The organism is Bradyrhizobium sp. 215_C5_N1_1, from assembly GCF_052075935.1.
In the GTDB taxonomy this organism is placed as follows: Bacteria; Pseudomonadota; Alphaproteobacteria; order Rhizobiales; family Xanthobacteraceae; genus Bradyrhizobium; species Bradyrhizobium barranii.
Genome location: NZ_CP197228.1, coordinates 6,922,281 through 6,948,468, shown reverse-complemented (window position 1 = coordinate 6,948,468; position 26,188 = coordinate 6,922,281). Strand labels below are relative to the sequence as shown.

The following is a 26,188-nucleotide window of genomic DNA, read 5'->3' as shown; positions in this document are numbered from 1 at the left end:
GGACACGAGAGGAAGGACCAATGGCCTCGATCGACGAGTCAAAACAATTCATCCCGCTCAACATCGCGGTGCTCACCGTCTCTGACACGCGCGCGCTCGCCGACGACAAGTCCGGCCAGACGCTGGCCGACCGCCTCACCGCGGCGGGCCATCATCTCGCCGCGCGCGAGATCGTCACCGACGACGTCGAGGCGATCCGCGCCGTCGTCCGCCGCTGGATTGCCGATGCCGGCATCGACGTCGTCATCACCACCGGCGGCACCGGTTTTACCGGACGCGACGTCACGCCGGAGGCGATCGAGCCACTGTTCGAGAAGCGCATGGACGGCTTCTCGATCGCCTTCCACATGCTCAGCCACGCCAAGATCGGCACGTCGACGATCCAGAGCCGCGCCACCGCCGGCGTCGCCGGCGCCACCTACATCTTCTGCCTGCCGGGCTCACCCGGCGCCTGTCGCGACGGCTGGGACGGCATCCTCGCGGCCCAGCTCGACTACCGCACGCGTCCCTGCAATTTCGTCGAGATCATGCCGCGCCTGGACGAGCATCTGCGAAGGGCAAAGGCGCAGGGCGCGACGGTGTGAGTGCGTTGCTTTGACGCTGCTTTGCTGAGCTAGGCGCGGACCTCTTCCCTTCTCCCCTTGTGGGAGAGGGTGGCTCGCCGCGGAGCGGCGAGACGGGTGAGGGGTCTCCATCCGCACGGACCGCTCGGAGACATACCCCTCACCCAAGCGAGTTCGTATCTACTGGCGTCGCTGCCCTCTCCCGCAAGGGGCGAGGGCACAATCATGCGCATCGCGCCCGCTGCGACAGCGATAGCGACTAGCTCTTCCGCCGCAGCGAGCCCCACACCACGCGCCACATAGTCCGGCACGCTTCCGCGTGCAGCCGTCGTGCGCGGCGCTTGTAGAGATCGACGAGCTCTCCCGTGATGAGCGCGTGCCGCCGCATCAGAGATCGCGCTCCCAGGTTTCGCCGGTGAGGTTCTGGCCAAAGCTGCGATGCGGCTCGGTGGCGGTCAGCTTGAAGCCGGCATCCTGATAGATTTTTCGCGCGGCGACCAAATTGCTCTGCGTCCACAGCGTCATCCGCCGATAGCCGCAGGCGCGGGCAAAGGAGACGCATTCGGCGACCAGCCGTTGGCCTAGCCCCTGTCCGCGTGCGGCCGGATCGAGCAGCAACAGGCGCAGCTTGGCGACGTCGTCGCTGGCCTTGACCAGAAATACCGAGCCGACCGGCCGGCCCTCGATGTCGGCGATCCAGCAGCGCTCGCGCGAGGCATCGTAGGAGGTCATGTATTTGGCGACGATCTCGGCCACCAGCGCCTCGAAGCCGGAGTCGAAACCGTATTCGCTGGCGTAGAGCGCGCCGTGGCTCTGCACCACCCAGCCCATGTCGCCCGGGCGGGGCTCGCGCAGGGTCGCGCGCGGGGATGGCGTCCGCGGCATAGCGAGCAGCCGCTCGATCGTCTCCATCGCACCGGTGAGCTTGCTGCGCTCCTCATCCGGCAGCGGCCGCAGCATCGCGGCGACGTCGTCCTGGGACGAGCGTTCGAGCCTGGCGAACGCCTGGCGGCCCTTCGCGGTCAGGCTCAACTGAACCTGCCGGCGGTCGCTCGGAAGCGGCTTGCGCGCGATCAGGCCGCTCTCGTCGAAGTTCTGCACGATGCGACTGAGATAGCCGGCGTCGAGCCCGAGCGCGATGCCGATCTCCTTGGCCGACTGCTCGCCACCATGGGCCAGCTCGTAGAGCACGCGCGCCTCGCTCAGCGAGAACGGGCTCTTCAGGAGCTGCTGGTCGAGCACGCCGAGCTTCTGGGTGTAGAAGCGGTTGAAGGCGCGAACCGCCTGGACCTGGTCGTCAGCGACCTGTTCGGTCGAAGCGGGGCAGGATGGCGACGGGCTGGATGACGAAAGGGCAGATGGCATGGGTCACCTCGATAATTGCCATTGTCAAACAATTATTTGACTTTGGCAAGTATTAGATCGGTGACGTCAGCCGACCATGACGATCCGGCTGCGCAGCATGGTCCGGGACGAGCGGCCGAGCCGCCGGAGCAGCCGCGCCTCGGAACGGCGGGCCTGGGGCGGGTAGCCGCCGATCCGGTCGTAATGATCGCGCGCGATCAAGAGTCCCTGATCGCCGAGGGGGCCGACCAGTTTGCGCACCACGGCCCAGAGGACGTCGCGAAACCCGGTATCGGCATAAGGCGACCGTGTGTAGCGGAACACCGCCGCGCGATCCCTGCCGCTGGTCGAGACAGCCTGGATGAACTGGGTGGTTTCCTCGATCCAGCCGGTCTCCAGCACGGCGCCGGCCGGGAGGAACATCAGCCAGGGCGAACGGGCCTGGAGCGCGCCGGCGGCAAGCGCGGCGCCCTGCGAGGATCCCTCGAAGCCGATGAAACGGCAGCCTGCAACGTCCGCCACGCGCTCGATGACGCCGTTGCGGGTGCCGTCGACCAGCAGCACTTCGCGGATGACGCCCGCGGCGGCGCCGGGCACCAGCGCGGCGAGGGTTGCGACCGCCGTCTGCTCGACGCCTTCGGTCGGTATGATGACGCTCAGCATGATTGAGGCTTCGATGTCTGCACTTCGGGAGAAGCGTAGCTTGTTATGAATGTGTCATAAACACGCGGCGTCGCCGAGTGCAACTTTTCGCCGGTGTTCCGGCATGCGATGGTAGATCGCCGCCGGTCTATCGCAGCCGAATATGTCGTGCGCGGGGTGGCCCTGTTGCCGAATGTTTCCGCGAATGTCGTTTCCGTGAGCTTCAAACGGGGGCTTTCTCTGCCGATATGATCGGGGCGAGGACGGCACGTTCCGCAAGGCTGCACCGGCAGTCTGACACAAACCTTGTGACGGGAAAAACGTGCAACGCTCGCCGCGCAAAGTGAGATAGTCCAGTGAACGCCGATCAACTTCCCGTTGGCACCACGCCAACATCGCCGAAGCCGGAGGCCGCGCCGACCCTGCGGATCCGCGCCGTGATGCTGGGCGAACGCATCAATCCGTCCGGGCTCGAGCTTGGCGCACCTGTCTCCTCGACGCCTGCTGCCTTCCGCGTCCATGCCGGGCTCGTCGTGATCTTCCGCTACGGCGTCGTGGTGCTGATCGGCCTCCTCCCTTCGGAGGAGAAGGTGCTGATCGACAGCCTGAAACCGCGGGTGACCGGCGAGCTCAGCCCTTTTGAAGAGGAGATCGCACAGGCGCAGCTCTGCAAGGATGAGAACGCCGAGGCGATCCAGCCCGGCGGGCCGATCTGCCTCGCCAAATTCTCCGACGATCGGCTGCTGATCGTTGCGGACGCGCTCGCCAAGAGCACCTCGCTCGCCCGCGACGAGCGCCGCGTCGCCGCGGTTTTCGACGTGATCGAGCCCTTCGCGCGGGGGCTCGCCGAGCAGGGCCGCACGCCGCCCCGGCGCAAGGGCATCCTGCAACTGATCGGCAATGCGCTTCTGGTCCAGCAGCGCGTCGCCGGCCGTGTCGCGGTGGCCGAGAAACCGGACGTGCTCTGGGAGAAGCCCGAGCTCGACCGCCTCTATGCCCGTCTCGAAGACGAGTACGAATTGAAGGAGCGCCTTGACACGCTTGAGCGCAAGCTCACCGCGGTCTCGGAAACCGCCAACGCGCTGACCGACATCATCGACACCCAGCGCTCGCTGCGTCTGGAAATCGCAGTCGTGGTGCTGATCGTGATCGAGGTCGTGATCGGGTGCATCCAGATCCTGTCGGGCACGCATTAGACCGGCCTGAGATCGGCCTGCACGCCACTGTGCGGGCGGGGAACCGTCGTTCATGTAGATGAACGTTGATCCAAATCAAAGGCACGAAGCTCCAGCGCACGAGACTTCGATCGGACCCGCGGTCAACGCGATGTGCAGCTGTCCGCGGCTTCCTCCCTCGAAGAAGGAGTACGCTGATGTTGCGTCAAGCTCTCATCGCTTCGGCAGCCGCAGCTATGCTGCTTGTCGCCTTCACTCCCGATGACGCATCTGCCCGCGGCGGTCGCGGCGGCGCCATGCGCGCAGGAGGTTTCCACGGCGGTGCCGTGCGGGCAGGAGGCTACCGCGGGGGCGCGGTCGCGGCGCGTGGATATCGGGGCGGTGCTGTCGCCGTGCGCGGCGGGCGTTACGGCTATCGGGGCGCTTATGCAGGGTATCGCGGATATCGTTACGGCGTCGGTGCGGCGGCAGTGGGGGCCGCGGCGATCGGCGCAGCTGCGACGGGGGCCTACTACCGCAGCGGCTGCGGCTATGACGCTTACGGAAACTATGTTTGCCCGGGCGGGTACTCTCCGTACTGAGCGGAGCGACGTAGTTGGCCCATGGTGCTCGAAGCGCTGGCGAAATCGTTTGCTTTGCGCACCATGGTCATTTCGACAGTGGCGCAGCAGCGCTGCGACAAGTCATGGCCCGACAAGTCATGGCCCGAGAAGTCATGGCCCGCTGAAATTCTCCCACGGGGGAGAAGGGAAAGATGCAGCGGTCGACCGGGCTTTCATTTCACTCGCAGCACAGCCGCGCAATGCCGAGCGATCGTCAGCTCCTCATTCGTCGGAATGACGAACACATTGACGGTGCTGCCACTGCTGCTGATCCGCTCGCGTGCCGCGTCATTCGCACCCGCGTCAATATGCACGCCGAGCCACCCGAGCCGCTCACCAATCGCGGTGCGGATTTCCTTCGCATGCTCGCCGATGCCGCCGGTGAAGACCAGACAGTCCAGCCCGCCCAGCGTGGTCGCCATCACCGCGACCTGCTGCGCCGCACGGAAGGTGAAGAGCTCGACCGCCTGCCGCGCCGCCGCCTCACGGCTCGCCAGCAGCGTGCGCATGTCGGCAGAGATGCCGGAGACGCCGAGCAGGCCTGACTCGTGATAGAGCAGGTGCTGGACATCCTCGACCGGCATCCTCTCGTGCTGTTGCAGATAGAGCAGCACGCCGGGATCGATCGTGCCGCTCCGGGTGCCCATCACGAGGCCATCGAGCGGCGTCAGCCCCATCGTGGTGTCGACGCTGCGGCCATCGCGCAAGGCGCACAGGCTGGCGCCATTGCCGAGATGCGCGATGATGGTGCGCTTGGCAATGAACTGCGGCGCGATTTTCGCGAGGCGCCCCGCGACATATTCGAACGAGAGGCCGTGAAAGCCGTAGCGCCGGATACCGCGCTCTTCATAGCGCCGCGGGATGGCGAAGCGGCTCGCGGGTGGAGCCATGCTGTGATGGAAGGCCGTATCGAAACAGGCGATCTGCGTCAGTTCAGGCCGGATCGTGCTGATGATGCCGACAGGTTCAAGGCAGCGCGGCTGGTGCAGCGGCGCCAGTGGCGTCAGTGCGTCCAGCTTTGCGTAGACGTCGTCAGTCAGCTCAACCGGGCCCGAATAATCCGGCCCGCCATGAACGATGCGGTGACCGACGGCGCGCAGGCGGTGGTCGGCAAAACGCTCCTCGATGAAGCCGAGCACGTCCGCGAACAGATGGCCGCTGTCCGCATCGGATGCTTCCCTCTGCGTCTCGAAAAGGTCTCCGCCCGCGGGGCTTTTCACCACGAGCCGCGGCTTCGCCTCTTGCTCGTCGAGCAGGCCCTTGCAGAGCAGGGCAGGCTCGGCCGCCGCGATGTCGAACAGGCCGAACTTGATGCTCGACGAGCCCGAGTTGAGGACGAGGACCGACACCGTCATGACGTCAACCCGTCTTGCCCGGCCAGACCCAGTCGCGGATTTCAGGCATGTCCTCGCCGTGTTCGCGCACATAGTGCGAATGTTCGATCAGTTTGTCGCGGAACTGCTGTTGCACCTGCGCGGCCCTGGTCGCCAGACCCGGCACGCGCGCGATCGCCTCGATCGCGAGGTGATAGCGGTCGAGCCCGTTGAGCACGACCATGTCGAACGGCGTCGTCGTGGTGCCTTCCTCGGCAAAGCCGCGCACATGCATTCCGGCATGGTTGGTGCGGTTATAGGTGAGACGGTGGATGAGATAGGGATAGCCGTGATAGGCGAAGACCACGGGCTTGTCTGATGTGAACAGGCTGTCGAAATCGCGGTCGGACAGGCCGTGCGGGTGCTGGTCTTTCGGCTGCAGCGTCATGAGGTCGACGACGTTGACGACGCGGATCTTCAGGTCGGGCAGCGCCTTGCGCAGCAGATCGACGGCGGCGAGCGTCTCCAGTGTCGGCACGTCGCCGGCGCAGGCCATCACGACGTCGGGCTCGCCATCCGCATCCTCCGTGCCGGCCCAGGTCCAGATGCCGATGCCGGCATCGCAATGCGTGGCGGCGTCCTGCATCGATAGCCATTGCGGGGCTGGCTGCTTGCCGGCAACGATCACGTTGATGCGGTCATAGGTGCGCAGGCAGTGATCGGCGATCCACAACAGCGTGTTGGCATCGGGCGGGAAGTAGATGCGGACGATGTCGGCCTTCTTGTTGGCGACGAGATCGACGAAGCCGGGATCCTGATGGCTGAAGCCGTTATGGTCCTGCCGCCAGACATGCGAGGTCAGGAGATAGTTCAGCGAGGCGATCGGTCGCCGCCAGGGCAGATGCCGCGTCACCTTCAGCCATTTGGCGTGCTGGTTGAACATGGAATCGACGATGTGGATGAAGGCCTCGTAGCAGGAGAACAAGCCGTGGCGGCCGGTGAGCAGATAACCCTCGAGCCAGCCCTGGCAGAGATGCTCGCTCAAAACCTCCATCACGCGGCCGTCTTGGGCGAGATGCACGTCGTAAGGCTCCGTCGGCTCCATCCAGACCCGTTCGGTCGCCTCGAACACGGCGTCGAGCCGGTTTGACGCGGTCTCGTCCGGACCCATGATGCGGAAGTTGCGCGCCTCGGCGTTGAGGCGGATGACGTCGCGCAAAAATTTGCCGAGCTCACGCGTCGCTTCGCCGGTGACGCCGCCGGGCTGCGGCACGTCCAACGCAAAACTGCGGAAGTCCGGCAGCTTCAACTCCTTCTTCAACAGGCCGCCATTGGCGTGCGGATTGGCGCCCATGCGCCTGTTACCTTCGGGCGCCAGAGCCTGGAGCTCGGGAATAAGCGCGCCGCTGCCGTCGAACAGCTTCTCGGGCTCGTAGCTGCGCATCCAGTCTTCGAGGATTTTCAGATGCGCCGGGTTCTCGCGACAGCCCGCAACGGGAACCTGATGTGCGCGCCAAAAGCCCTCGACCTTCTTGCCGTCGACCTCCTTCGGGCCGGTCCAGCCCTTCGGGCTGCGCAGCACGATCATCGGCCAGCGCGGCCGCTCGACGCTCTTGCGGCCGTCGCGGGCATGCTGCTGGATCGAGCGGATGCTGGCGAGCGCGACGTCGAGCGCATCCGCCATGGCCTGGTGCATCAATTCGGGATCGTCGCCCTCGACGAACAGCGGCTCGTGGCCGAACCCGCGGAACAGGTCGCGGATCTCCGCGTCGCGCATCCGTCCGAGCACGGACGGGTTCGCGATCTTGTAACCGTTGAGGTGCAGGATCGGCAGCACGGCGCCGTCATGGGCGGGATTCAGGAACTTGTTTGAGTGCCAGGACGCCGCGAGCGGGCCGGTTTCCGCCTCGCCATCGCCGACGACGCAGGCGACGATCAGGTCGGGATTGTCGAATGCGGCGCCATAGGCATGCACCAGCGCGTAGCCGAGCTCGCCGCCTTCGTGGATCGAGCCCGGCGTTTCCGGCGCCGCGTGGCTCGGAATGCCGCCGGGGAAGGAGAACTGCCTGAAAAGTTTTCGCAATCCGTCCGTATCGCGCGCGACGTCAGGATAGATCTCGCTGTAGCTGCCTTCGAGATAGGTATTGGCCACCATGCCCGGGCCGCCGTGGCCGGGACCGCAGATATAGAGCACGCTGACATCGAGCGCGCGGATGACGCGGTTGAGATGGGCGTAGATGAAGTTCAAACCGGGCGTCGTGCCCCAATGTCCGAGCAAGCGCGGCTTGATGTGCTCCGGCCGCAACGGCTCGCGCAGCAGCGGATTGTCGAGCAGATAGATTTGCCCGACGGAGAGGTAGTTCGCGGCGCGCCAATAGCGATCGAGCAGATCGAGCTCGCTGCTCCCTGAGGCCGATTGTCGTTGATTTGTCATGTTCCTGCTGACTTTCACCCAGCGATCGTCACCAACTTTGTTCCGGTGCGATTGATCCCTGTCCGGCATCGAACAGGATCGCCGCGACCGGTGTGTTGCGTGAGGTCAAAGGACCGCGCCCGAAATTTGGGCGGCTACTGTGCATGGGGTTGTTTTTCAGTTTTTTGTTTGTGTTCTTGATTTGTTCCTTTGGCGTGCTATCTTGGCTTCATGAGTCCAGCATCCTCTCATGCTCTCAAGCACCCGCCGGTCACGGCGCCCTCCGAGCCGGCGGGTGCGGACTCTGATTTTCCCGAACTGGCGGTCGCCATCGACAAACAGCGCAGGCGAGGGCGGGGCGCCCAGTCCAATGCCAGCGGCCGCTTCGAGGCCGAGGCCCGCGTCGCCTTCGACGATGGCTGGCAGAGCCTGGAGGAGCTGCCGCCGTTCAAGACCACCGTTGGCGTCGACACCTCGCGCAAGGTGATCACCCGCAACGAATCCCCCGATATCGGCTTCGACCGCTCGATCAATCCCTATCGCGGCTGCGAGCACGGCTGTGTCTATTGCTTCGCGCGGCCGACGCACGCCTATCTCGGCCTGTCGCCGGGGCTCGACTTCGAGTCAAAGCTGTTTGCCAAGCCCGAGGCGCCTTCGCTGCTCGAGAAGGAGCTGGCCGCGACCGGCTACGAGCCGCGGATGATCGCGATCGGGACCAATACCGATCCGTATCAGCCGATCGAGCGCGAGCGTAAGATCATGCGCGGCATTCTCGAAGTGCTGGAGCGCGCCGGCCATCCGGTCGGCATCGTCACCAAGTCGGCGCTGGTCGTGCGCGACATCGACATTCTCGCGCGGATGGCCAAGCGCAACCTCGCCAAGGTCGCGATCTCGGTCACCTCGCTCGATCCAAAACTCGCGCGGACCATGGAGCCGCGCGCGGCGACGCCGCCGAAGCGGCTGGAGGCGCTGAAGCAGCTCTCGGAGGCCGGCATTCCGACCACCGTGATGGTCGCGCCCGTGATCCCCGCGCTGAACGATTCCGAGATCGAGCGCATTCTCGATGCCGCCGCCCATGCCGGCGTCAAGGAAGCCTCCTATGTGCTGCTGCGGCTGCCGCTGGAGGTGCGTGATCTCTTCCGCGAATGGCTGATGGCCAACTATCCGGACCGCTACCGCCACGTCTTCACCCTGATCCGCGACATGCGCGGCGGCCGCGATTACGACGCGAAATGGGGTGAGCGGATGAAGGGCACCGGACCGATGGCCTGGACCATCGGCCGCCGCTTCGAGATCGCCTGCGACAGGCTTGGGCTGAACAAGCGGCGCTCCAAGCTGACGACGGATCACTTTGCGAGGCCGAAGCGGAACGGCGATCAGCTCAGCCTGTTCTGACCGGGAAGCGAAAGAGGCGTAGCATGAGCCAGGAACTTGCCGCGCCGGTGCCGCGGCTCACCGTCATCACACTGGGTGTGAGCGACATTCGCGCCAGCATCGCCTTCTATGACGCGCTCGGCTTCTCGCGTCGGCTGAAGGGGACCGGCGAGGCCGTCGCCTTCTATGATACCGGTGGTCCGGTGCTGGCCCTGTTTCACTGGGATAAGCTCGCGGCCGATGCCAAGTTGCCGGACAATCCGAGGCCCGCGACCTTCCGCGGCATCACGCTCGCCTGGAACTGCGCCACGCGCGGCGAGGTCGATGCGGTTCTGGCCTTCGCCGTCGGCAAGGGCGCGGCACTGCTGAAAGCGGCGCATGAGACCGACTACGGCGGTTATTCCGGCTATTTCGCCGACCCCGACAGCCATCCCTGGGAGGTCGTGGTCGCGCCGGGCATCGAGGTCGGTGAGGACCGGCGGGTGCATCTGGCAGAGTAGGCGGCTGGTCTGAATAACGGGAATTGTCCGGGGTTCCCGGTTGCGCCGGCCGGGCCGCTTGCGCACGATCCCGGCCATGATTCGGGACAAGTCGACCAGGAAGCCGACCAAAGACGCGCCAGAGAAGGGCGCGTCGAAGAAGAATGCCGCCAAGAAGGCAGCGCTTGCGAAGGCGGCCAAGGGGGCGGCCGGTAGGCAGCGCGCCATCATCGCCGTCGCCTCGCCGAGCTTCCGCCGCGAGCGCGCGCTGATCAAGCGTGGCATCTGGCCGGTTGCCGGCTGCGACGAGGCCGGCCGCGGGCCTCTGGCTGGTCCCGTGGTGGCGGCCGCCGTGATTCTCGATCCCGACCGCATTCCGCGCGGCATTGACGATTCCAAGCGCCTGACGGCCGAGGAACGGGAAAGACTGTTCGACAAGATCTGCGCCACCGCGCAGGTGTCGGTCGCCGTCGCCTCGCGCTCCCGGATCGACCGCGACAACATCCTGCGTGCCTCGCTGTGGGCGTTGAAGCGCGCCGTGGTGGCGCTGCCCGACACGCCGCGTCATGTGTTTGTCGACGGCCGCGATCGGCTCGACACCGCCTGCGACTGCGAGGCCGTGATCGGCGGCGACGGCATCGTCCTGTCGATCGCCGCCGCCTCGATCATCGCCAAGGTAACGCGCGACCGGCTGATGTGCGCGCTGGCGCAGGACTGCCCCGGCTACGGTTTCGAGCAGCACAAGGGCTACGCCGTTCCCGAGCACCTCGACGCGCTCGACCGCCTCGGCCCCACCGTCCACCACCGCAGCTTCTTCGCCCCCGTCGCCGCCGCCCGCGCCAAGCACATGCCCTGGACGGTCGAGCCGGTGCGGGACTTGTTTGCGGTGACCGAGATGGACGTGCAGGTGGAAGCAAGCGTTGAAATTGATGCGCCAGCGGGCCTCTAGGGCAGACGGTCGTTGCCACAACGCGCAGCGCCCTTTATCAAAACAGATGTGAGCGAATAGGGCCGGCTGGACGGGTTGGCTGCATCTTTCGGACGTTGTATGCGGTTTACCTCCCTGGTCATCGAGCTCATTCGCGCCCGGCCGCGGCTGATCGTGTGGATCGCCGTGCTGCTCCAGGCCGCGATGTGGCTGTTCGTGGCGCTGGTGTTCTATCGCAGCCCGCCCGGCACCCTCGCGACCCTGCTCGCCTTCGGGCGCGAGTACCAGGTCGGTACTGATCTGGGCCCGCCGCTCCCGGTCTGGCTCGCCGACATCGCCTATCGCGCCGCCGGCGGCCACATGTTCGGCGTCTATGTCCTCGCCCAGCTCTGCGAGGTCGCGACCTTCATCGCGCTCTATCATCTCTCCCGCGCCGTGGTCGGCTCACAGCAGGCGGTGCTCGCCGTGCTGCTGACCATGACGGTGCTGGCCTTCTCCTCGCCGGCGCTCGACTTTGGCCCGCTGGTGCTGGCGCGGCCGCTCTGGGCGCTGCTGCTGTTGCATTCCTGGCAGATCATCGGCCAGCGCCGCGGCAATGCCTGGTTCGCCTGGTCGATCGAGGCGGGCCTCTTGCTGCTGACGACGCCCGCGGCGATCTTCCTTCTCCTCCTGCTCGTCGTCTTCGCGATCTCGACCGCCGGCGGACGCCGGACGCTACGCGCGCTCGATCCGCTGTTCGCGCTGATCGTCGTCGCCGTGCTGGCGCTGCCCTATGCGGTCTGGCTGATGCGCGCCGAGACGCTTGTCATGCCGACCCTGCCTGAAGTCGCCGCGCTGAACGCCCGCGCGCTGCACGCGGCCTGGCTGCTCGGCGGGCTCGTGCTTGGCGCGGCGGCGATCCCGGCGCTGACCTTTCTCAATAGCGGCCTGTTCGTCGCCAAGGGCGAGGAAGCGCCGATCATCTACCGGCCGCCGGTCGAGCCGCTCGCGCACAACTTCGTCTATTTCTTCGCGCTGGCGCCTGCGCTCGGCGCGGTCCTGATCTCCGGGCTGCTCGGGCTCGATGCCGTCGTCGGCGGTGCCGGTGTCGTACTGGTCATGTCGGGACTTGCCGTGGTCGTGACGGCCGGGGACCTCATCGCGATGCGCCGCGCGCGGGTGCTGCGGACGGTGTGGGCTGCCGCCGTCCTGGCGCCCGCAGCCGGCGTCGTGCTCGCCGTGCTGTTTCTGCCCTTGACCGGCGCCAACGAGATTGCGACCTCGATGCCGGCGCGCGCGATCTCGGATTTCTTCGACGAGAGCTTTGCCCGCCGCACCAATCATCGCCTGCGCGCGGTCGCCGGCGAGACCCAGCTCGCGAGCCTGATCACGCTGCATTCCGGCCGGCCGCATCTCTTCATCGATGCTCAGCCCGCGCGCACGCCGTGGATCAATCAGGCCAAATTCAGCGAGACCGGCGGCGTCGTGGTCTGGCGCGCCTCCGACACCGCCGGCACCCCGCCGCCGGAAATCCTCGCGCGCTTTCCCGGCATCGTTCCGGAAGTGCCGCGCGCGTTCGAATGGCTGGTGACTGGCCGCCAGCAGTTGCTGCGCATCGGCTGGGCCATCGTACGGCCGAAGGGGACGTAGCGACAAACGCTGAAATCGTAGGGTGGGCAAAGGCGCAAAGCGCCGTGCCCACCATCAAGTCTATCCGTCGTCGACCTAGTGATGGTGGGCACGCTTCGCTTTGCCCACCCTACGACAGCTCGCTATCCCGCCAGCACCTTCGCGATCGCGCGCAGATCCTGCCAGGCCAGCCGCTTGTACGACGGTGAGCGCAAGAGATAGGCCGGGTGGAACGTCGGCAGCGCGCGGATGGTGCGCCCACCCGTCTCGTAGTCGAACCAGCGGCCGCGGGTGCGCATGATGCCCTCGCGCGTCGACAGCAGCGTCTGCGTTGAGGGATTGCCGAGCGTCACCAGCACGTCGGGATTCACCAGCTCGATCTGGCGCTGGATGAAGGGCAGGCAGATCTGCGTTTCCTGCGGCGTCGGCGTGCGGTTGCCGGGCGGCCGCCAGGGAATCACGTTGGCGATGTAGGCGGTGGTGCGGTTGAGCCCGATCGCGCCGATCATGAGGTCGAGCAGCTTGCCGCTCCGCCCGACGAAGGGCAGCCCCTCGATGTCCTCGTCGCGGCCCGGCGCCTCGCCGACGAACATGATGCGCGCCTGCGGATTGCCGTCGGCGAACACCAGCCGCGTCGCGGTATGCTTCAGCGCGCAGCCTTCAAAATTCTGCATCAGCTCGCGCAGTGCCTCGAGCGTCGGCGCGGTACGCGCGGCCTCGCGTGCGGAGGCGATCGCAATGTCCGGCGCAGGTGCGGCCTCGCCGCGCATCACCGCGGGCGCGGCAACAGGCCGTGGTGCCTCGACCGGAGGTGCGGCGCGCGGGGCCGGCGGCGGAGCATCCAATTCCGCCAGGCGGTCGACAGGTTCCTCCGCGAGCGCGCAATCGACCCCGGCCTCCAGATAGAAGGCGAGAAGCTCTCGGACGGTGGGTGCGGGCTCGGGGATCATTTGGAAAGTCAGACTTTTACTATATCAGTTTGGGGTGCCTTGCATCCCAGTGGAACGCATTTCCGTGGTTGTCCTACCCGGAAAAATCGGAAACAAGGGGGCGCAAATGACGAGGAACCGTCTCAAGGGCTGAGATCAGATGAGCACCGAAGAACTTCCCCCGCGCGAATCCATGGAATTCGACGTCGTCATCGTCGGCGCCGGCCCGTCTGGCCTGGCGGCCGCGATCCGGCTGAAGCAGCTCAATGCCGATCTCAACGTCGTCGTGGTGGAGAAGGGCTCCGAGGTCGGTGCGCACATTCTCTCCGGCGCCGTGATCGATCCGGCCGGGCTCGACAAGCTGATCCCGGACTGGCGCGAGGATTCCGACTGTCCGCTGAAGACGCAGGTGAAGGACGACCGCTTCTACTGGATGACGGGAGGCGGCGCGATCAAGCTGCCGAACTTCATCATGCCGCCGCTGATGGACAATCATCACTGCTATATCGGCTCGCTCGGCAATGTCTGCCGCTGGCTGGCGCGCAAGGCCGAGGCGCTTGGCGTCGAGATCTATCCGGGCTTTGCCGCCGCTGAGGTGCTCTATGACGAGCAGGGCGCGGTGAAGGGCATCGCCACAGGCGACATGGGCATCGGCCGCGATGGCAAGCCGAAGGACTCCTTTACCCGCGGCATGGAACTGCTCGGCAAGTACACTCTGTTCGCCGAGGGCGCGCGCGGCAGCCTGACCAAGCAGCTGATCGCGAAGTTTGCACTGGATTCCAAGAGCGAGCCGGCGAAGTTCGGCATCGGCCTCAAGGAAGTCTGGCAGATCGATCCCGCCAAGCACCAGAAGGGCATGATCCAGCATTCGTTCGGCTGGCCGCTCGACCTGAAGACCGGCGGCGGCTCGTTCCTTTATCACTATGACGACAATCTCGTCGCCGTCGGCTTCGTCGTGCATCTCAACTACGACGATCCGTATCTGTCGCCGTTCGACGAGTTCCAGCGCTTCAAAACCCATCCCTCGATCCGCGGCACCTTCGAGGGCGCCAAGCGGCTCGCCTATGGCGCGCGCGCCATCACCGAAGGTGGCTATCAGTCGGTGCCGAAGCTGAGCTTCCCCGGCGGCGCGCTGGTCGGTTGTGCGGCGGGCTTCGTCAACGTGCCTCGCATCAAGGGCGTGCACAATGCGATGGGCACCGGCATGCTCGCCGCAGAGCATGTCGCGGCCGCGCTCGCTGCCGATCGCGCCAATGACGAGATCGTCGACTACGAGAACGCCTGGCGGTCCTCGGCGGTCGGCAAGGACCTGTTCCTGGTCCGCAACGTCAAGCCGCTATGGTCGAAGTTCGGCACCGTGCTCGGCGTCGCGCTCGGTGGCTTCGACATGTGGTGCAACACGCTGTTCGGTGGCTCGCTGTTCGGCACGCAGTCGCATGCGAAGCCCGATCGCGCCACGCTTGATCCGGCGAAGAGCCACGCGCCGAAGAACTACCCGAAGCCGGACGGCAAGATCTCGTTCGACAAGCTCTCGTCGGTGTTCCTGTCCAACACCAATCATGAGGAGGACCAGCCGGTCCATCTCAAGGTCGCCGACATGAACCTGCAGAAGACCTCGGAGCACGACGTCTTCGCCGGTCCCTCGAATCGCTATTGCCCGGCCGGGGTCTATGAGTGGGTCGAGGAAGGCGCGAGCCCGCGCTTCCAGATCAATGCCCAGAACTGCGTCCACTGCAAAACCTGCGACGTGAAGGACCCCAACGGCAACATCACCTGGGTTCCCCCGGAGGGCGGCGGCGGTCCGAACTACGAGGCCATGTAAGCTAGGCCATGCAAGCCGGGATCATTGGACCAAAGCGATCGAGCCGGGGCCAATGTGACGTGCCCCCGGCATTGTGACGCACGTTCGCGTGAGAACCGGCCCGGGGTAGCGGTCCGCGGCCACGATAAGGCCATACTGGCAGCGTCTTGGGGCGTAGTCGGCCGATTTGGGGCGTGCGGAGGGGATCGCATGCCCGAATCCTTGCGGTGAAGCGCCAAAAGCGGCATTGTCGGCCCGACGGTTCCGGGTCCCCATGCCACCGGCCGCGTTCGCATGCGATACGGCCTACTGCTGCAAACCCAGGCACTACAACTCAAGGCGAGCCCCTGATGTTCTCAAATCGTTTCAACCGCTGGACTGTTGCCGCCATCGCCCTCATGGGCACAGCGATCGCGACGGTCCCCGGCGCGGTCCTGGCGCAGACGCCGGACCATCCGTCCGACACGGCGGCGCAATTCCCGACCCGGAACGATCTGAAGTCGCTGACGACCTCCGGCAGCTATCTCGCCGCCCGCCACGCCAGCGTCGAGCGCGACGCGGCCTCGGCCGCCGCATTCTACCGCTCGGCGCTCCGCACCGATCCCAAGAACAACGAGCTGCTCGATCGCGCCTTCATCTCGTCGGTTGCCGACGGTGACATCGACGAGGCGGTCAAGCTCGCCGAGCGCGTCCTGACCATCGACAAGACCAACCGCGTCGCGCGTCTCGTCGTCGGGGTGCACGATCTCAAGATGAAGAAATACGCGACCGCGCAAACCAACATCAACCAGTCGATCCGCGGTCCGATCACCGATCTCGTCGCCACGCTGCTGTCGGGCTGGGCCGCCTATGGCGCGGGCGATGCCAAGGGCGGCGTCGCCACCATCGACAAGCTCGCCGGTCCGGAATGGTATCCGCTGTTCAAGGACCTCCATGCCGGCATGATCCTCGAGCTCTCCGGCAAGGAGAAGGACGCCGGCGTCCGCTTCGAGCGCGCCTACAAGCTCGACGATTCCATGCTGCGCGTCACCGAGGCCTATGCCCGCTGGCTGTCGCGCAACAAGGATTCCGCGGCCGCGACCACCGTCTACCTGGCTTTCGACAAGAAGCTCGCCCGCCATCCGCTGATCGTGGAAGGTCTGCGCGACACCAAGGCCGGCAAGAAGATGCCGCCGCTGGCCGACTCCGCGCAAGCTGGTGCCGCCGAAGCGCTCTACGGCATCGGTGCCACGCTGACCCGCCGCGGCGGCGAGGATCTGGCGCTGGTCTATCTTCAGCTCGCGCTCTATCTCCAGCCGACCCATCCGCTGGCGCTGCTCTCGCTCGCCGATCTCTATGAATCGGTGAAGCGGCCGCAGATGGCGATCAAGGTTTATGAGCGGGTGCCCGCGACCTCGCCGTTGAAGCGCAACGCGCAGATCCAGCTCGCCATCGATCTGGATTCCGCCGACCGCACCGACGAGGCGATCAAGATCCTCAAGGGCGTCACATCGGACGATTCCAAGGATCTCGAAGCCATCATGGCGCTCGGCAATATCGAGCGCGGCCGCAAGAAGTTCGGCGATTGCGGCGCGACCTATTCGCGGGGCATCGACGTGCTGCCGGCCGGCAACGACAAGGCCAACAGCGTCTGGTATTATTATCGCGGCATTTGCGAGGAGCGCTCCAAGGAGTGGAGCAAGGCCGAAGCCGACATGAAGAAGGCGCTCGAGCTCCAGCCCGACCAGCCGCATGTCCTCAACTATCTCGGCTATTCCTGGATCGACCAGGGCGTGAATCTCGACGAAGGCATGAAGATGATCAAGCGTGCCGTCGAGCAGCGTCCCGACGACGGCTACATCGTCGACTCCCTCGGCTGGGCCTATTACCGCATCGGCAATTACGAAGAGGCGGTGAAGAACCTCGAGCGCGCGATCGACCTCAAGCCCGAGGATCCCACCATCAACGATCACCTTGGTGATGCCTATTGGCGCGTCGGCCGTACGCTGGAAGCGAAATTCCAGTGGGCCCACGCCCGCGATCTCAAGCCCGAGCCGGAGGAGCTTCCGAAGATCGAGGCCAAGATCGCCAACGGTATGACCGACGATTCGAACTCTTCGGCCGCGCAGGCGGACAAGAAGAAGGACGACGGCAAGGGCGGCTAAGAGCGCGTTTGGGGGCTGATCGCCAATGTCGGCGTTGATTGAAGAAGGGCGCGCGAAGGTCAATCTGAGCCTTCGCGTCGTCGGCCGTCGTGCCGACGGCTATCATGATCTCGAAAGCGTGGTCGCGTTTGCCGACTGCGCGGACCAGCTGACGCTGGAGCCGGGCGGCGAGCTGAAGCTCGTCACCACCGGGCCGCTGGCCGCGGCCTGCGGCGATACCGCGGACAATCTCGTGGTCAAGGCGGCCAGGCTCCTGGCCGAGGCCGTGCCGAACCTGAAGCTCGGGGCCTTCGCGCTCGACAAGGTGCTTCCCGTCGCGGCCGGCATCGGCGGCGGCTCGGCCGATGCCGCGGCGGCACTGCGGCTGCTCGCACGTCTCAACAATCTCTCGCTCGACGATCCGCGCCTGCAGAAGGTTGCGCTCGCCACCGGCGCCGACGTGCCGGTGTGCCTGTTCTCGCGCGCCTGCGACATGACCGGCGTCGGCGAGCAGCTCCTGCCGCTGGCGCTGCCGAGCATGCCCTGCGTGATGGTCAATCCGCGCGTGCCTGTTGCCACCAAGGACGTGTTCCAGGCGCTGGGCCTGCGCAACGGCGAACTCTTGGTCGGCGCAACGTCCGTTCTCGACGCTCCGGCGTGGCCCGAAGAGGGTGAGTCGATCGCCGATTGGGTCGACGTTCTCGAAACCGTGGCCAACGATCTCGAAGCCCCTGCGCTGCGCATCGAGCCTGTGATCGGCGAGGTGCTGGAAGCCTTGCGTGACTCCGCCGGCGTCAAGCTGGCCCGCATGTCCGGCTCCGGCGCGACTTGCTTTGCGATCTATGGCGCAGCGAGCGATGCGCATGCCGGCGCGGAAAAGATCCGGCGCACCCACCCCGGTTGGTGGGTGCATGCGGGGACGTTGAGCTAGGTTTTTCCGGGCTACGATTCTGCCGTAGGGTGGGCAATGCGAAGCGTGCCCACCAAACTTATTCTCGCAATCTGGCTGCGTGGTGGGCACGGCGCCTTGCGCCTTTGCCCACGCTACGGCAGTGGAGCTAGCCGCCGTCTTCGGCGAGCCCGAGAAACCGCCGGATCTCACTCAACACCTCTTGCGGCTTGTCATGCTGTAGCCAGTGCCCCGCGCCGGCGATGGTCTCGATGCGTGCCTGCGGGAAATAGCGCTCCAGGCCTGCGGCCCTGGCACCCGCGAGAAAACTTTCTCCGGCATTCAGCAGCAGCGTCGGACTTGTGATGCGCGACCACAGCGCGACGTGATCGTCCGGCCAGAGCCGGTGCGGCGCAGAGGCGCGCTGGTAGGGATCGAACTTCCAGCTATAGGTGCCGTCCTCATTCCGCCGCGAGCCGTGCGTTGCAAGATGCAGCGCGAGGTCGCGGGCGAGGCGCTTGTTGTGAAGCACCATCTGCGCGGCCGCGTCTTCGAGGGTCGCATAGCGGCGCGGCGTGCGGTCGTGCAGCCTGTCGAGCTGGCTGACCCATTTGCTGATGCGCTCATGCGTCGGCGCTTTGGGGGTGTCCGGCAACATGGTGACGCCGTCGAGGACGACGAGCTTCGTGACCAGCTCTGGGAACGACCCCGAAAAGATCAGGCTCACCATGCCGCCCATGGAATGACCAATGAGAGTCACTTGAGGCGCTGCGATGCTGCGAATGAGCTGGGCGAGGTCGTAGACATACTCGGTCAGCGCGTAGCTGCCGCCCTTGGTCCAGTCGGAATCGCCATGGCCGCGCAGATCGGGCGCGAGCACGTGAAAGTGCGGCTGAAGCGAGCGGGCGATGGCGTCCCAGCTCCGGCAATGATCGCGGCCGCCATGGACCAGGATGGCGACGGGCGCGCCGTGATTGCCCCAATCGGCATAGTGCAGCCGCAGGCCGTGGGACTCGTATGTGCGACTTTGCGGGGCAAGCATCGGGCGCCGATCCTTCGAAATGCCGGACGAGATAGCAGCACGACTGGAGTAGCCTGCTGCCGCCCATTCCACAAGCAAGCCGCAGGTCACGGGCGCTTCGGCGGCGAGCTCGTGCCGCCTAGGCGGCGCATGGCGCGTCGGCGCTGCCGGGTCTTGCGCATCTTCGCGTCGTGACAGCGACGCGCGGTGCGCGACAACGACCTTGTCAGGAGGCGATAACGCGACCAGGACATCATCCTCATCGAACTCTCCATCGCAACAACCATGGGTGAGCCGCGAGCGATGGGTCGTTCGAATTCCACGCGTTACATCTTGGTCATTACGGGTTGGAAAGTGTTTCGGGGCGATGGCGACAATGTTGCGCGCACGCCGTCATCGCGAGCCGATCGCTTCATCGAAATCGTTCATCGGTATTAAACCTGCGTAAGGCGCCGAACGCAGGACGCACTCATCGCCTCCAACGGATGTTAGGAGGTGAACATCATGAAACTTGTATCTGCGTTTGTCGGCCTTGCCGCACTTGGCGGGGTCACGCTGTCGAGCGGGGCTGCGTCAGCAGCACCGATCGAGGTGCCGACCGGCTATGTCTGCAATGAATGGGGCCATTGCTGGCAACGCCACTACCATGGAGGCTACTACCATCCGCACTACTGGGGTGGTTACGGCTGGCACCATCATTGGGGTGACGGCTGGCGCTGGCATCATTGGGCTCGCTGGCACCGCTGGCATCATTGGCACCACTGGTGAAATCTGAGAAAGGGGCTGCGGCCCCTTTCTTTTTTCGGTGGATGCCCGTCGGGAATGACGCGAGCTAGCCCTGCACCGGCCGCCGCGCCAGCGCGAGCGAGAGGCCAAGGCCGGCGATGAAGACGCCCGAGCCCTGCGTGAGACGCCGCATCAGATGTGGCCTGCCAATCAGCTGCGTGCGCGTTGCAGTTGCCATCAGCACGACGACGACATCGGCGAGCGTGTTCAGGATCACCGAGATCGCGCCGAGCACGATGAATTGCAGCGTGGGGCTCGATCCCGCGGGATCGAGGAACTGCGGAATGAAGGCGAGGAAGAATGCGGCGGTCTTCGGGTTCAGCGCCTCGACCAGCACGCCGTCGCGGAACGCGCGCCTGTCGCCGACGGGCTCGTTCTCCAGCGAGAGCGCGCGGCCGGCGCTGCGGAAGGTCTTGATGCCGAGCCAGACCAGATAGAGCGCGCCGATGAATTTCACGACGGCAAACAGCTCCGCACTGGCAAGGATGATCGCGGAGACGCCGAGGCTGCCCGCGACGACATGAACCAGCCCGCCCAGCGCGGTGCCCGCGGTTGACGCAAAGCCGCTGGCGCGTCCTTCGGACAAGGTCCGTGCCGCGACGTAGAAGATGCCGGGGCCGGGAACGGCGGCAATGAGACACGCTGCGGCCAGGAACAGCCAGAAATTCGTTTCGATCATCCCGGTTTGGTAACGAAGCGTGCCGCGATTACAAGGCCTCTCGTTCAGCCCATCCGGCGGAAGATCACGCTGGCATTCACCCCGCCGAAGCCAAATCCGTTGGAGATGGCGTTGAGCATCGGCATCGGCCGCGCGCTGCCTGCGACGATGTCGATGCCATCAGCGCCGGGATCTGCGTTTTCGAAATTGCGCGTCGGCGGCGCGACCTGGTCGCGCAAGGCGAGGACGGTGAAGATCGCCTCGAGTCCGCCGGCAGCGCCGAGCAGATGGCCGGTGGCCGATTTCGTCGCGCTCACCGCGATGTTCCGGTTGCGGCCGAACAGCGCGGCGATCGCGCCGAGCTCGCTTTCGTCGCCGGCCGGCGTCGACGTCGCATGCGCGTTCAAATGTTGCAAATCCGCGGGCGCAAGCTTCGCCTGGCGGAGCGCGATCTCCATGGCACGGCGGGCGCCGTCGCCATCGGGCGGGCCCGACGTCATGTGATAGGCGTCCGCCGTCGTGCCGTAGCCCACGATTTCCGCAATCGGGGAGGCGCCGCGCGCCAGTGCATGCTCCAGCTCCTCGATCACCAGGATGCCCGCGCCTTCGCCCATGACAAAGCCGTCGCGGTCGCGATCGAACGGGCGCGAGGCGCGCGCGGGCTCGTCGTTGAATCCGCTCGACAGTGCGCGGGCCGCGGCAAAGCCGCCGATGCTGACGATATCGATGCAGGCCTCCGCGCCGCCGCAGATCGCGACATCGGCTTCGCCTGCACGGATCATGCGCGCGGCATCGCCGATCGCCTGGACGCCGGCGGCACAGGCCGTGACCGGTGTGCCCAGCGCGCCCTTGTAGCCGTATTTGATCGAGACGTGGCCGGCGGCGAGATTGGCGAGAAACGAGGGGATGGTGAAGGGCGAGAGCCGGCGCGCGCCGCGCTGCTCGGTGATGCGCACCGCCTCCGCCATTGCCGGGAAGCCGCCGACGCCGGAAGCGATGATCGTCGCGGTTCTCTCCAATGTCGCCGCGTCCTGCGGCGTCCATCTGGCCTGCGCGACCGCTTCTGCGGTGGCGAGCAGGGCGAACAGGATGAAGCGGTCCATCTTGCGCTGGTCTTTTGGCGCGGCAGCTTGCGCGGGGTCGAAGCCGCCTTCGGCATCGTCGGCCTTGTCGGGCACGAGACCGGCAATGCGCGCGGGCAGTGCCTGCGACCATTCCGGCAGAGGGCGCAGCCCACTCTGGCCGGCGAGCAGCCGGCGCCAGGACAGTTCAACACCGCAGCCGAGCGGCGACACCGCTCCCATTCCCGTCACGACGATACGACGCATGTCAGTCTCCAGCCGGCGCAACGGCCGGGTTCATGGCTTTGAGCGAGCCGAGCCGCTTGCGCATCCCGCGGCTGGCGCGGGGACCCGGGACGACGACCGCATTGGCGAGGGTGATCGGACGCATGTCGGCGGCATCGACCACGATCGGATCGAACGGGCGAGCGTCGCTCCGATTCGCCAGCATGATGGATTCGCCCTTGGGCGCGAGATGCCTGTTGCCCCAGGCCAGCAGTGCCACGACCACAGGGAAGAAATCCCGCGCCTTCTCCGTCAGCACATATTCGTACCGCGGCGGCCGTTCGTGATAGCGGCGGCGGATGAACATGCCGCTCTCGGTGAGATGGGCAAGGCGCCGCGACAGGATGTTCGGCGCGATGCCGAGGCTTTGCGAAAATTCGTCGAACTTCGTCGCGCCCTGGAAGGCATCCCGCAAGATCAGGATGCTCCACCATTCGCCGACCGTCTCCACGGCGCGGCCGACCGGGCATTCCAGGATGGAGGGGGATTTCGGCTGCATGGCGGGAGCGTAGGAGAGTGGCTTGCAAAATGCAAGTCACTGGGCAGGCGGCGGCAGGTAGAGTGAGCGGTGAGGATGCGGAGGCGGGGCTGGCGGTGAGGTGCGCAGCGGGCGAGCGGTGAGTATGTGAAAGCAGGCTGGTGGTGGGATTTAAGGTAGCCGCCGGATAGCCGCTATCGTGCCCCGGACGCAGCGCAGCGCCTCTTGGCGGTGCGCTGCAGAGCCGGGGCCCATGTTGCGGAGAGCCTTGCGTGTCGCTTCCCGGCTCCGCGCAGCAGCGTTTCCCGCTGCAGCGCGTCCGGGACAAGAGAGGGAATGCGCCGTTGCCTAGCTCTCCGTCGTTGCGAGCGCAGCGAAGTAATCCAGACTGTCCCGCGGAGGGATTCTGGATTGCTTCGCTGCGCTCGCAATGACGACGTGGAAAGAGCGTCAGCCTTTGTCGCCTAGTGCGACCGGGCCAGACAGAACGCGACCACCTGCTCCAGCGCGCTCTTCATCGGTGAGGACGGGAACAGCGCCAGCGCGTCGACGGCCATGGCGCCGTAGTGCTGAGCGCGGCTGAGCGTGTCCTCGAGCGCGCGATGCTTGTTCATCAGGCCCAGGGCGTGGTCGAGGTCGGTGTCGCCGATCTCGCCGCGCTCCAGCGCGCGGATCCAGAAGGCGCGCTCGGTGTCGTTGCCGCGGCGGAAGGCGAGCACGACCGGCAGCGTGATCTTGCCCTCGCGGAAATCGTCGCCGGTGTTCTTGCCGAGCTTGGCGCTCTTGCCGCCATAGTCGAGCACGTCGTCGACGAGCTGGAAGGCGATGCCGAGATTCATGCCGACCGAGCGGCACGCGGTCTGCTCCGCCTTCGGGCGGTTGGCGATCACGGGGCCGACCTCGCAGGCGGCCGCAAACAGCTCGGCGGTCTTGCCGCGGATCACGGCGAGATATTCGTCCTCGGTGGTCGCGGTGTTCTTGGCGGCGGCAAGCTGCATCACCTCGCCCTCGGCGATGGTGGCGGCGGCCGCGGAGAGGATGTCGAGCGCGCGGAGCGAGCCGACCTCGACCATCATGCGGAACGCCTGGCCGAGCAGGAAGTCGCCGACCAGCACGCTCGCCTCATTGCCCCAGAGCATGCGCGCCGACAGCTTGCCGCGGCGCATCTCGCTCTCGTCGACCACGTCGTCGTGAAGGAGCGTCGCGGTATGCATGAACTCGACGCTTGCAGCGAGCTTGATGTGACCGTCGCCGGCGTAGCCGGCGAGGTTGGCCATGGCGAGCGTCAGCATGGGCCGCAGGCGCTTGCCGCCGGAGGAGATGAGGTGGTTGGCGACCTCCGGGATCATGGTGACATCCGACCCGGTCCGCGACAGGATCGTGGCGTTGACGCGCTCCATGTCACCAGCGACAAGGGCAACCAGCTGTTCGATCGACGCGCCGGGAGTTTCGAAAGGTACGATGACGGCCACGCCGGTCTCCAATATTTGCCCCGGAGGGGCTATTCTGATGCAAATACAATAGAAACTGGCAGCGGATGCGGCAAGTGCCGCGGAACCATTGACATTTGCCGCTTTAGCCCCTTTCAGGCAGGAGACCTGCGTTTTGCGTGAACTGGTTCGGACCAACGACATGGTGCTGGTGTCGGCGATCGGCGCGCTGCTCGACGGCGCCAACATCCATCATCTGGTGCTGGACCAGAACATGAGCATTATCGAGGGCTCGCTGGGTATCCTGCCGCGGCGGATCCTGGTCCATGAGGATGACGCCCAGGAGGCCAGGGAGCTCCTCACCGAGGCCGGCCTCAGTCATGAACTGCGCGGCGATGATTGACGTCGTCACAGACTTCACCGAGGACGCCTTTCTCGGCGGGCAATTGCGCTTGAAGCAGAAGCGGTCCGGCCACCGCGCCGGGCATGACGCCATCCTGCTCGCGGCGGCGACGGAAGCGCAGGCGGGCGACCGTGTCGTCGATCTGGGCGCCGGCATCGGCACCGCCGGGCTGGCGCTTGGCCGGCGCGTCGCGGGAATCAGCCTCAGCCAGGTCGAGATCGATCCGGAACTGGCGGAACTCGCGCGCGCCAATGCGGCGGCGAATGCGATCGCCGCGGAGACGATCGTGCTCGACGTTACGGCCGACGCACAGGCGTTTGCGGCTAATGGCCTCGCGCCCGACAGCGTCGACGTGGTGCTGATGAACCCACCCTTCAACGATCCCGCACGCCATCGCGGTTCGTCCGATCAGACGCGCCGCACCGCGCATGTTGCGAGCGAGGAGACGCTGAATGCATGGGTGCATGCGGCGCGGCGCATCCTCCGATCGGGTGGCGCGCTGACCTTGATCTGGCGCGCCGATGGAATCGAGGAGGTTTTGGCAGCGCTGTCACGTGGTTTTGGAAGCCTGTCGATCCTGCCGGTTCACGGCGAGGCAGGACGGCCCGCGATCCGCGTGCTGGTGCGCGCAATCAAAGGCGGCCGGGCTCCGACGCGGCTGCTGCCGGGCCTCATGCTCAACGACGAGTCAGGCGTGCCTAAAAATCAGGTGAGGGAGATTCTGGAAGGGAGGGCGTTCTTGCCGCTGGCGGAGCCGCGACGGCCTACTGCGGAAGCGATTCCGACTGCTGCTCTTGCGGGGTCGTCAGACGGATCGCCATGAACAGCGCACCGACCAGCAGCAACAGCAGATAGATTTTCATGGTGTTCTCCGCTGCCTCATTGCAGCTTCCTAACGGGGAATCTGCAAAACACGTTCCGGGCACTTCCAATGACAGTCGCGTGATAAGAAATGGTTAAGCAGAGGTAACGGCATGGCCGAACAATTGAACGATCGTGAGGGTTCCGGCCTGGCCGACAAGCTCATGCAATATCTGCCGGCGCGCTTCCGTCCCGGCACGGCGGTGGTGCCGGTGGTGCGGCTGTCCGGTGTGATCGGTGCGGTGACGCCGCTGCGCCCGGGCATGACGCTTGCGGGCGTCGCGCGGGTGCTGGAGCGGGCGTTTTCGTACCGGAACGCCAAGGCGGTGGCGCTGGTGATCAATTCGCCCGGCGGCTCGCCGGTGCAGTCGCGCCAGATCTATCTGCGCATCAAGCAGCTCGCGGCGGAGAAGAAGCTGCCCGTGCTGGTGTTCGTCGAGGACGTCGCGGCGTCCGGCGGCTACATGATCGCCTGCGCCGGCGACGAGATCATCTGCGATCCGTCTTCCATCCTGGGCTCGATCGGCGTGGTCGGCGGCAGTTTTGGTTTCCAGGAGGCGATCAGGCGGCTCGGCATCGAGCGGCGGCTCTACACGGCCGGCGCGCACAAGGCGATGCTCGATCCGTTCCTCCCGGAAAACCCCGACGACGTGGCGAAGCTGAAGGCGCTCCAGCGCGAGATCCACCAGATCTTCATCGCGCTGGTGAAGGAGAGCCGCGGCGCGCGGCTGAAAGGCGCCGACGACACCCTGTTCACCGGCGAATACTGGGCCGGCGAGAGTTCGATCGCGCTGGGGCTCGCTGACGGCATCGGCGATCTCCGCTCAACTCTTCGTGCCCGCTATGGCGAGAAGGTTCTCACCCCTGTGATTGCGCCGCCGACCGGTCTGCTCTCGGGCCTTTTGGGGCGGAAATCGCCCGGTGCGGGCCAGCTTTCGGCCATGGAATCAATGGCCGGCCTGCCGGACGAGTTGATCTCGGCGGTCGAGACGCGGGCGATTTGGGCGAAATTCGGGTTCTAG

General features: G+C 65.9%; 25 protein-coding genes. 14 read left to right on the top strand and 11 right to left on the bottom strand.

The window, feature by feature from the left end:
* Nucleotides 1-20 precede the first annotated feature (20 nt).
* Complete coding sequence (gene moaB / locus AB7G19_RS33295; RefSeq protein ID WP_085402539.1) at nt 21-584, top strand: molybdenum cofactor biosynthesis protein B; 564 nt, start codon at nt 21-23, stop codon at nt 582-584.
* Between the two features lie 238 nt (nt 585-822).
* Here moaB and AB7G19_RS33290 read toward each other — a convergent pair whose 3' ends face one another.
* From AB7G19_RS33290 to AB7G19_RS33280, 3 genes are all read right to left on the bottom strand, one after another.
* On the bottom strand, nt 823-951 hold the full coding sequence (locus tag AB7G19_RS33290) for a hypothetical protein (RefSeq protein ID WP_275552127.1): 129 nt from the start codon (nt 949-951) through the stop codon (nt 823-825).
* Nucleotides 951-1,928 (bottom strand): bifunctional helix-turn-helix transcriptional regulator/GNAT family N-acetyltransferase, encoded by a 978-nt coding sequence (locus AB7G19_RS33285; RefSeq protein ID WP_085402540.1) that lies wholly within the window; start codon nt 1,926-1,928, stop codon nt 951-953. The genes AB7G19_RS33290 and AB7G19_RS33285 overlap by 1 nt, the downstream gene beginning before the upstream one ends.
* Nucleotides 1,929-1,994: 66 nt before the next feature.
* Nucleotides 1,995-2,570 carry a glycosyl transferase gene (locus AB7G19_RS33280; RefSeq protein ID WP_085402541.1) on the bottom strand — a complete coding sequence of 192 codons (576 nt, stop codon included), beginning with the start codon at nt 2,568-2,570 and terminating at the stop codon, nt 1,995-1,997.
* A 335-nt stretch (nt 2,571-2,905) separates the two neighbouring features.
* Here AB7G19_RS33280 and AB7G19_RS33275 point away from each other — a divergent pair, with 335 nt between their 5' ends.
* Both AB7G19_RS33275 and AB7G19_RS33270 read left to right on the top strand, forming a co-directional pair.
* Complete coding sequence (locus AB7G19_RS33275; protein ID WP_085402542.1) at nt 2,906-3,745, top strand: RMD1 family protein; 840 nt, start codon at nt 2,906-2,908, stop codon at nt 3,743-3,745.
* A gap of 176 nt (nt 3,746-3,921) precedes the next feature.
* Nucleotides 3,922-4,305 carry a hypothetical protein gene (locus tag AB7G19_RS33270; RefSeq protein WP_071916148.1) on the top strand — a complete coding sequence of 128 codons (384 nt, stop codon included), beginning with the start codon at nt 3,922-3,924 and terminating at the stop codon, nt 4,303-4,305.
* A 194-nt stretch (nt 4,306-4,499) separates the two neighbouring features.
* Here the strand turns inward: AB7G19_RS33270 and AB7G19_RS33265 are convergent, their stop codons facing one another.
* On the bottom strand, nt 4,500-5,681 hold the full coding sequence (locus tag AB7G19_RS33265) for an acetate/propionate family kinase (protein ID WP_135215914.1): 1,182 nt from the start codon (nt 5,679-5,681) through the stop codon (nt 4,500-4,502).
* Nucleotides 5,682-5,685: 4 nt separating this feature from the next.
* A complete protein-coding gene (locus AB7G19_RS33260) occupies nt 5,686-8,073 on the bottom strand; it encodes a phosphoketolase family protein (protein WP_167768195.1) in 2,388 nt (795 codons plus the stop codon).
* 210 nt (nt 8,074-8,283) lie between these two features.
* Between AB7G19_RS33260 and AB7G19_RS33255 the strand changes: the two genes are divergently transcribed.
* From AB7G19_RS33255 to AB7G19_RS33240, 4 genes are all read left to right on the top strand, one after another.
* Nucleotides 8,284-9,447, top strand: coding sequence for a PA0069 family radical SAM protein (locus AB7G19_RS33255; protein WP_085402545.1), 1,164 nt, complete (start codon nt 8,284-8,286; stop codon nt 9,445-9,447).
* A gap of 23 nt (nt 9,448-9,470) precedes the next feature.
* Complete coding sequence (locus AB7G19_RS33250) at nt 9,471-9,926, top strand: VOC family protein (protein WP_085402546.1); 456 nt, start codon at nt 9,471-9,473, stop codon at nt 9,924-9,926.
* A 76-nt stretch (nt 9,927-10,002) separates the two neighbouring features.
* The gene (locus AB7G19_RS33245) at nt 10,003-10,854 is read left to right on the top strand and encodes a ribonuclease HII (protein WP_085402590.1); all 852 of its coding nucleotides are present in this window, start codon (nt 10,003-10,005) and stop codon (nt 10,852-10,854) included.
* Nucleotides 10,855-10,953: 99 nt separating this feature from the next.
* Nucleotides 10,954-12,462 (top strand): glycosyltransferase family 39 protein, encoded by a 1,509-nt coding sequence (locus tag AB7G19_RS33240; RefSeq protein WP_085402547.1) that lies wholly within the window; start codon nt 10,954-10,956, stop codon nt 12,460-12,462.
* A 122-nt stretch (nt 12,463-12,584) separates the two neighbouring features.
* Here the strand turns inward: AB7G19_RS33240 and AB7G19_RS33235 are convergent, their stop codons facing one another.
* The gene (locus AB7G19_RS33235; RefSeq protein WP_071916142.1) at nt 12,585-13,391 is read right to left on the bottom strand and encodes a uracil-DNA glycosylase; all 807 of its coding nucleotides are present in this window, start codon (nt 13,389-13,391) and stop codon (nt 12,585-12,587) included.
* A gap of 139 nt (nt 13,392-13,530) precedes the next feature.
* On the opposite strand from AB7G19_RS33235, the gene AB7G19_RS33230 reads away from it, so the two are divergent.
* The 3 genes from AB7G19_RS33230 to AB7G19_RS33220 all read left to right on the top strand — a co-directional run bounded on the left by AB7G19_RS33230 (nt 13,531) and on the right by AB7G19_RS33220 (nt 18,225).
* The gene (locus AB7G19_RS33230; RefSeq protein WP_085402548.1) at nt 13,531-15,192 is read left to right on the top strand and encodes an electron transfer flavoprotein-ubiquinone oxidoreductase; all 1,662 of its coding nucleotides are present in this window, start codon (nt 13,531-13,533) and stop codon (nt 15,190-15,192) included.
* Nucleotides 15,193-15,521: 329 nt separating this feature from the next.
* Complete coding sequence (locus AB7G19_RS33225; RefSeq protein ID WP_094184200.1) at nt 15,522-17,315, top strand: tetratricopeptide repeat protein; 1,794 nt, start codon at nt 15,522-15,524, stop codon at nt 17,313-17,315.
* Nucleotides 17,316-17,340: 25 nt separating this feature from the next.
* Nucleotides 17,341-18,225, top strand: coding sequence for a 4-(cytidine 5'-diphospho)-2-C-methyl-D-erythritol kinase (locus AB7G19_RS33220; protein ID WP_085402549.1), 885 nt, complete (start codon nt 17,341-17,343; stop codon nt 18,223-18,225).
* Between the two features lie 127 nt (nt 18,226-18,352).
* Here AB7G19_RS33220 and AB7G19_RS33215 read toward each other — a convergent pair whose 3' ends face one another.
* Nucleotides 18,353-19,225, bottom strand: coding sequence for an alpha/beta fold hydrolase (locus AB7G19_RS33215; protein WP_085402550.1), 873 nt, complete (start codon nt 19,223-19,225; stop codon nt 18,353-18,355).
* 483 nt (nt 19,226-19,708) lie between these two features.
* On the opposite strand from AB7G19_RS33215, the gene AB7G19_RS33210 reads away from it, so the two are divergent.
* Entirely contained in the window at nt 19,709-19,972 is a 264-nt protein-coding gene (locus tag AB7G19_RS33210) for a hypothetical protein (RefSeq protein ID WP_085402592.1), read from the top strand.
* Nucleotides 19,973-20,036: 64 nt separating this feature from the next.
* On the opposite strand, the gene AB7G19_RS33205 is transcribed toward AB7G19_RS33210, so the two are convergent.
* The 4 genes from AB7G19_RS33205 to AB7G19_RS33190 form a co-directional block, all read right to left on the bottom strand.
* Nucleotides 20,037-20,669, bottom strand: a complete 633-nt coding sequence (locus tag AB7G19_RS33205) for a LysE family translocator (protein WP_135215917.1) — start codon at nt 20,667-20,669, stop codon at nt 20,037-20,039.
* A gap of 44 nt (nt 20,670-20,713) precedes the next feature.
* Nucleotides 20,714-21,976 (bottom strand): beta-ketoacyl-ACP synthase II, encoded by a 1,263-nt coding sequence (gene fabF, locus AB7G19_RS33200; protein ID WP_135215918.1) that lies wholly within the window; start codon nt 21,974-21,976, stop codon nt 20,714-20,716.
* Nucleotide 21,977: 1 nt separating this feature from the next.
* Complete coding sequence (locus AB7G19_RS33195; RefSeq protein ID WP_085402554.1) at nt 21,978-22,493, bottom strand: winged helix-turn-helix transcriptional regulator; 516 nt, start codon at nt 22,491-22,493, stop codon at nt 21,978-21,980.
* 443 nt (nt 22,494-22,936) lie between these two features.
* Nucleotides 22,937-23,944 (bottom strand): polyprenyl synthetase family protein, encoded by a 1,008-nt coding sequence (locus AB7G19_RS33190; protein WP_085402593.1) that lies wholly within the window; start codon nt 23,942-23,944, stop codon nt 22,937-22,939.
* Between the two features lie 133 nt (nt 23,945-24,077).
* On the opposite strand from AB7G19_RS33190, the gene AB7G19_RS33185 reads away from it, so the two are divergent.
* From AB7G19_RS33185 to AB7G19_RS33175, 3 genes are all read left to right on the top strand, one after another.
* The gene (locus tag AB7G19_RS33185; protein ID WP_014497336.1) at nt 24,078-24,305 is read left to right on the top strand and encodes a putative signal transducing protein; all 228 of its coding nucleotides are present in this window, start codon (nt 24,078-24,080) and stop codon (nt 24,303-24,305) included.
* Nucleotides 24,298-25,128 carry a tRNA1(Val) (adenine(37)-N6)-methyltransferase gene (locus tag AB7G19_RS33180; protein ID WP_135215919.1) on the top strand — a complete coding sequence of 277 codons (831 nt, stop codon included), beginning with the start codon at nt 24,298-24,300 and terminating at the stop codon, nt 25,126-25,128. Before AB7G19_RS33185 ends, AB7G19_RS33180 begins: the two co-directional genes overlap by 8 nt.
* Nucleotides 25,129-25,279: 151 nt before the next feature.
* A complete protein-coding gene (locus tag AB7G19_RS33175) occupies nt 25,280-26,188 on the top strand; it encodes a S49 family peptidase (protein WP_085402555.1) in 909 nt (302 codons plus the stop codon).

What these genes read in the sequence shown, in the direction of transcription:
- moaB (WP_085402539.1), top strand. Translation starts at nt 21, where the DNA reads ATGGCCTCGATCGACGAGTCAAAACAATTCATCCCGCTCAACATCGCG.
- AB7G19_RS33290 (WP_275552127.1), bottom strand. Translation starts at nt 951, where the DNA reads ATGCGGCGGCACGCGCTCATCACGGGAGAGCTCGTCGATCTCTACAAG.
- AB7G19_RS33285 (WP_085402540.1), bottom strand. Translation starts at nt 1,928, where the DNA reads ATGCCATCTGCCCTTTCGTCATCCAGCCCGTCGCCATCCTGCCCCGCT.
- AB7G19_RS33280 (WP_085402541.1), bottom strand. Translation starts at nt 2,570, where the DNA reads ATGCTGAGCGTCATCATACCGACCGAAGGCGTCGAGCAGACGGCGGTC.
- AB7G19_RS33270 (WP_071916148.1), top strand. Translation starts at nt 3,922, where the DNA reads ATGTTGCGTCAAGCTCTCATCGCTTCGGCAGCCGCAGCTATGCTGCTT.
- AB7G19_RS33265 (WP_135215914.1), bottom strand. Translation starts at nt 5,681, where the DNA reads ATGACGGTGTCGGTCCTCGTCCTCAACTCGGGCTCGTCGAGCATCAAG.
- AB7G19_RS33260 (WP_167768195.1), bottom strand. Translation starts at nt 8,073, where the DNA reads ATGACAAATCAACGACAATCGGCCTCAGGGAGCAGCGAGCTCGATCTG.
- AB7G19_RS33255 (WP_085402545.1), top strand. Translation starts at nt 8,284, where the DNA reads ATGAGTCCAGCATCCTCTCATGCTCTCAAGCACCCGCCGGTCACGGCG.
- AB7G19_RS33250 (WP_085402546.1), top strand. Translation starts at nt 9,471, where the DNA reads ATGAGCCAGGAACTTGCCGCGCCGGTGCCGCGGCTCACCGTCATCACA.
- AB7G19_RS33245 (WP_085402590.1), top strand. Translation starts at nt 10,003, where the DNA reads ATGATTCGGGACAAGTCGACCAGGAAGCCGACCAAAGACGCGCCAGAG.
- AB7G19_RS33240 (WP_085402547.1), top strand. Translation starts at nt 10,954, where the DNA reads ATGCGGTTTACCTCCCTGGTCATCGAGCTCATTCGCGCCCGGCCGCGG.
- AB7G19_RS33235 (WP_071916142.1), bottom strand. Translation starts at nt 13,391, where the DNA reads ATGATCCCCGAGCCCGCACCCACCGTCCGAGAGCTTCTCGCCTTCTAT.
- AB7G19_RS33230 (WP_085402548.1), top strand. Translation starts at nt 13,531, where the DNA reads ATGAGCACCGAAGAACTTCCCCCGCGCGAATCCATGGAATTCGACGTC.
- AB7G19_RS33225 (WP_094184200.1), top strand. Translation starts at nt 15,522, where the DNA reads ATGTTCTCAAATCGTTTCAACCGCTGGACTGTTGCCGCCATCGCCCTC.
- AB7G19_RS33220 (WP_085402549.1), top strand. Translation starts at nt 17,341, where the DNA reads ATGTCGGCGTTGATTGAAGAAGGGCGCGCGAAGGTCAATCTGAGCCTT.
- AB7G19_RS33215 (WP_085402550.1), bottom strand. Translation starts at nt 19,225, where the DNA reads ATGCTTGCCCCGCAAAGTCGCACATACGAGTCCCACGGCCTGCGGCTG.
- AB7G19_RS33210 (WP_085402592.1), top strand. Translation starts at nt 19,709, where the DNA reads ATGAAACTTGTATCTGCGTTTGTCGGCCTTGCCGCACTTGGCGGGGTC.
- AB7G19_RS33205 (WP_135215917.1), bottom strand. Translation starts at nt 20,669, where the DNA reads ATGATCGAAACGAATTTCTGGCTGTTCCTGGCCGCAGCGTGTCTCATT.
- fabF (WP_135215918.1), bottom strand. Translation starts at nt 21,976, where the DNA reads ATGCGTCGTATCGTCGTGACGGGAATGGGAGCGGTGTCGCCGCTCGGC.
- AB7G19_RS33195 (WP_085402554.1), bottom strand. Translation starts at nt 22,493, where the DNA reads ATGCAGCCGAAATCCCCCTCCATCCTGGAATGCCCGGTCGGCCGCGCC.
- AB7G19_RS33180 (WP_135215919.1), top strand. Translation starts at nt 24,298, where the DNA reads ATGATTGACGTCGTCACAGACTTCACCGAGGACGCCTTTCTCGGCGGG.
- AB7G19_RS33175 (WP_085402555.1), top strand. Translation starts at nt 25,280, where the DNA reads ATGGCCGAACAATTGAACGATCGTGAGGGTTCCGGCCTGGCCGACAAG.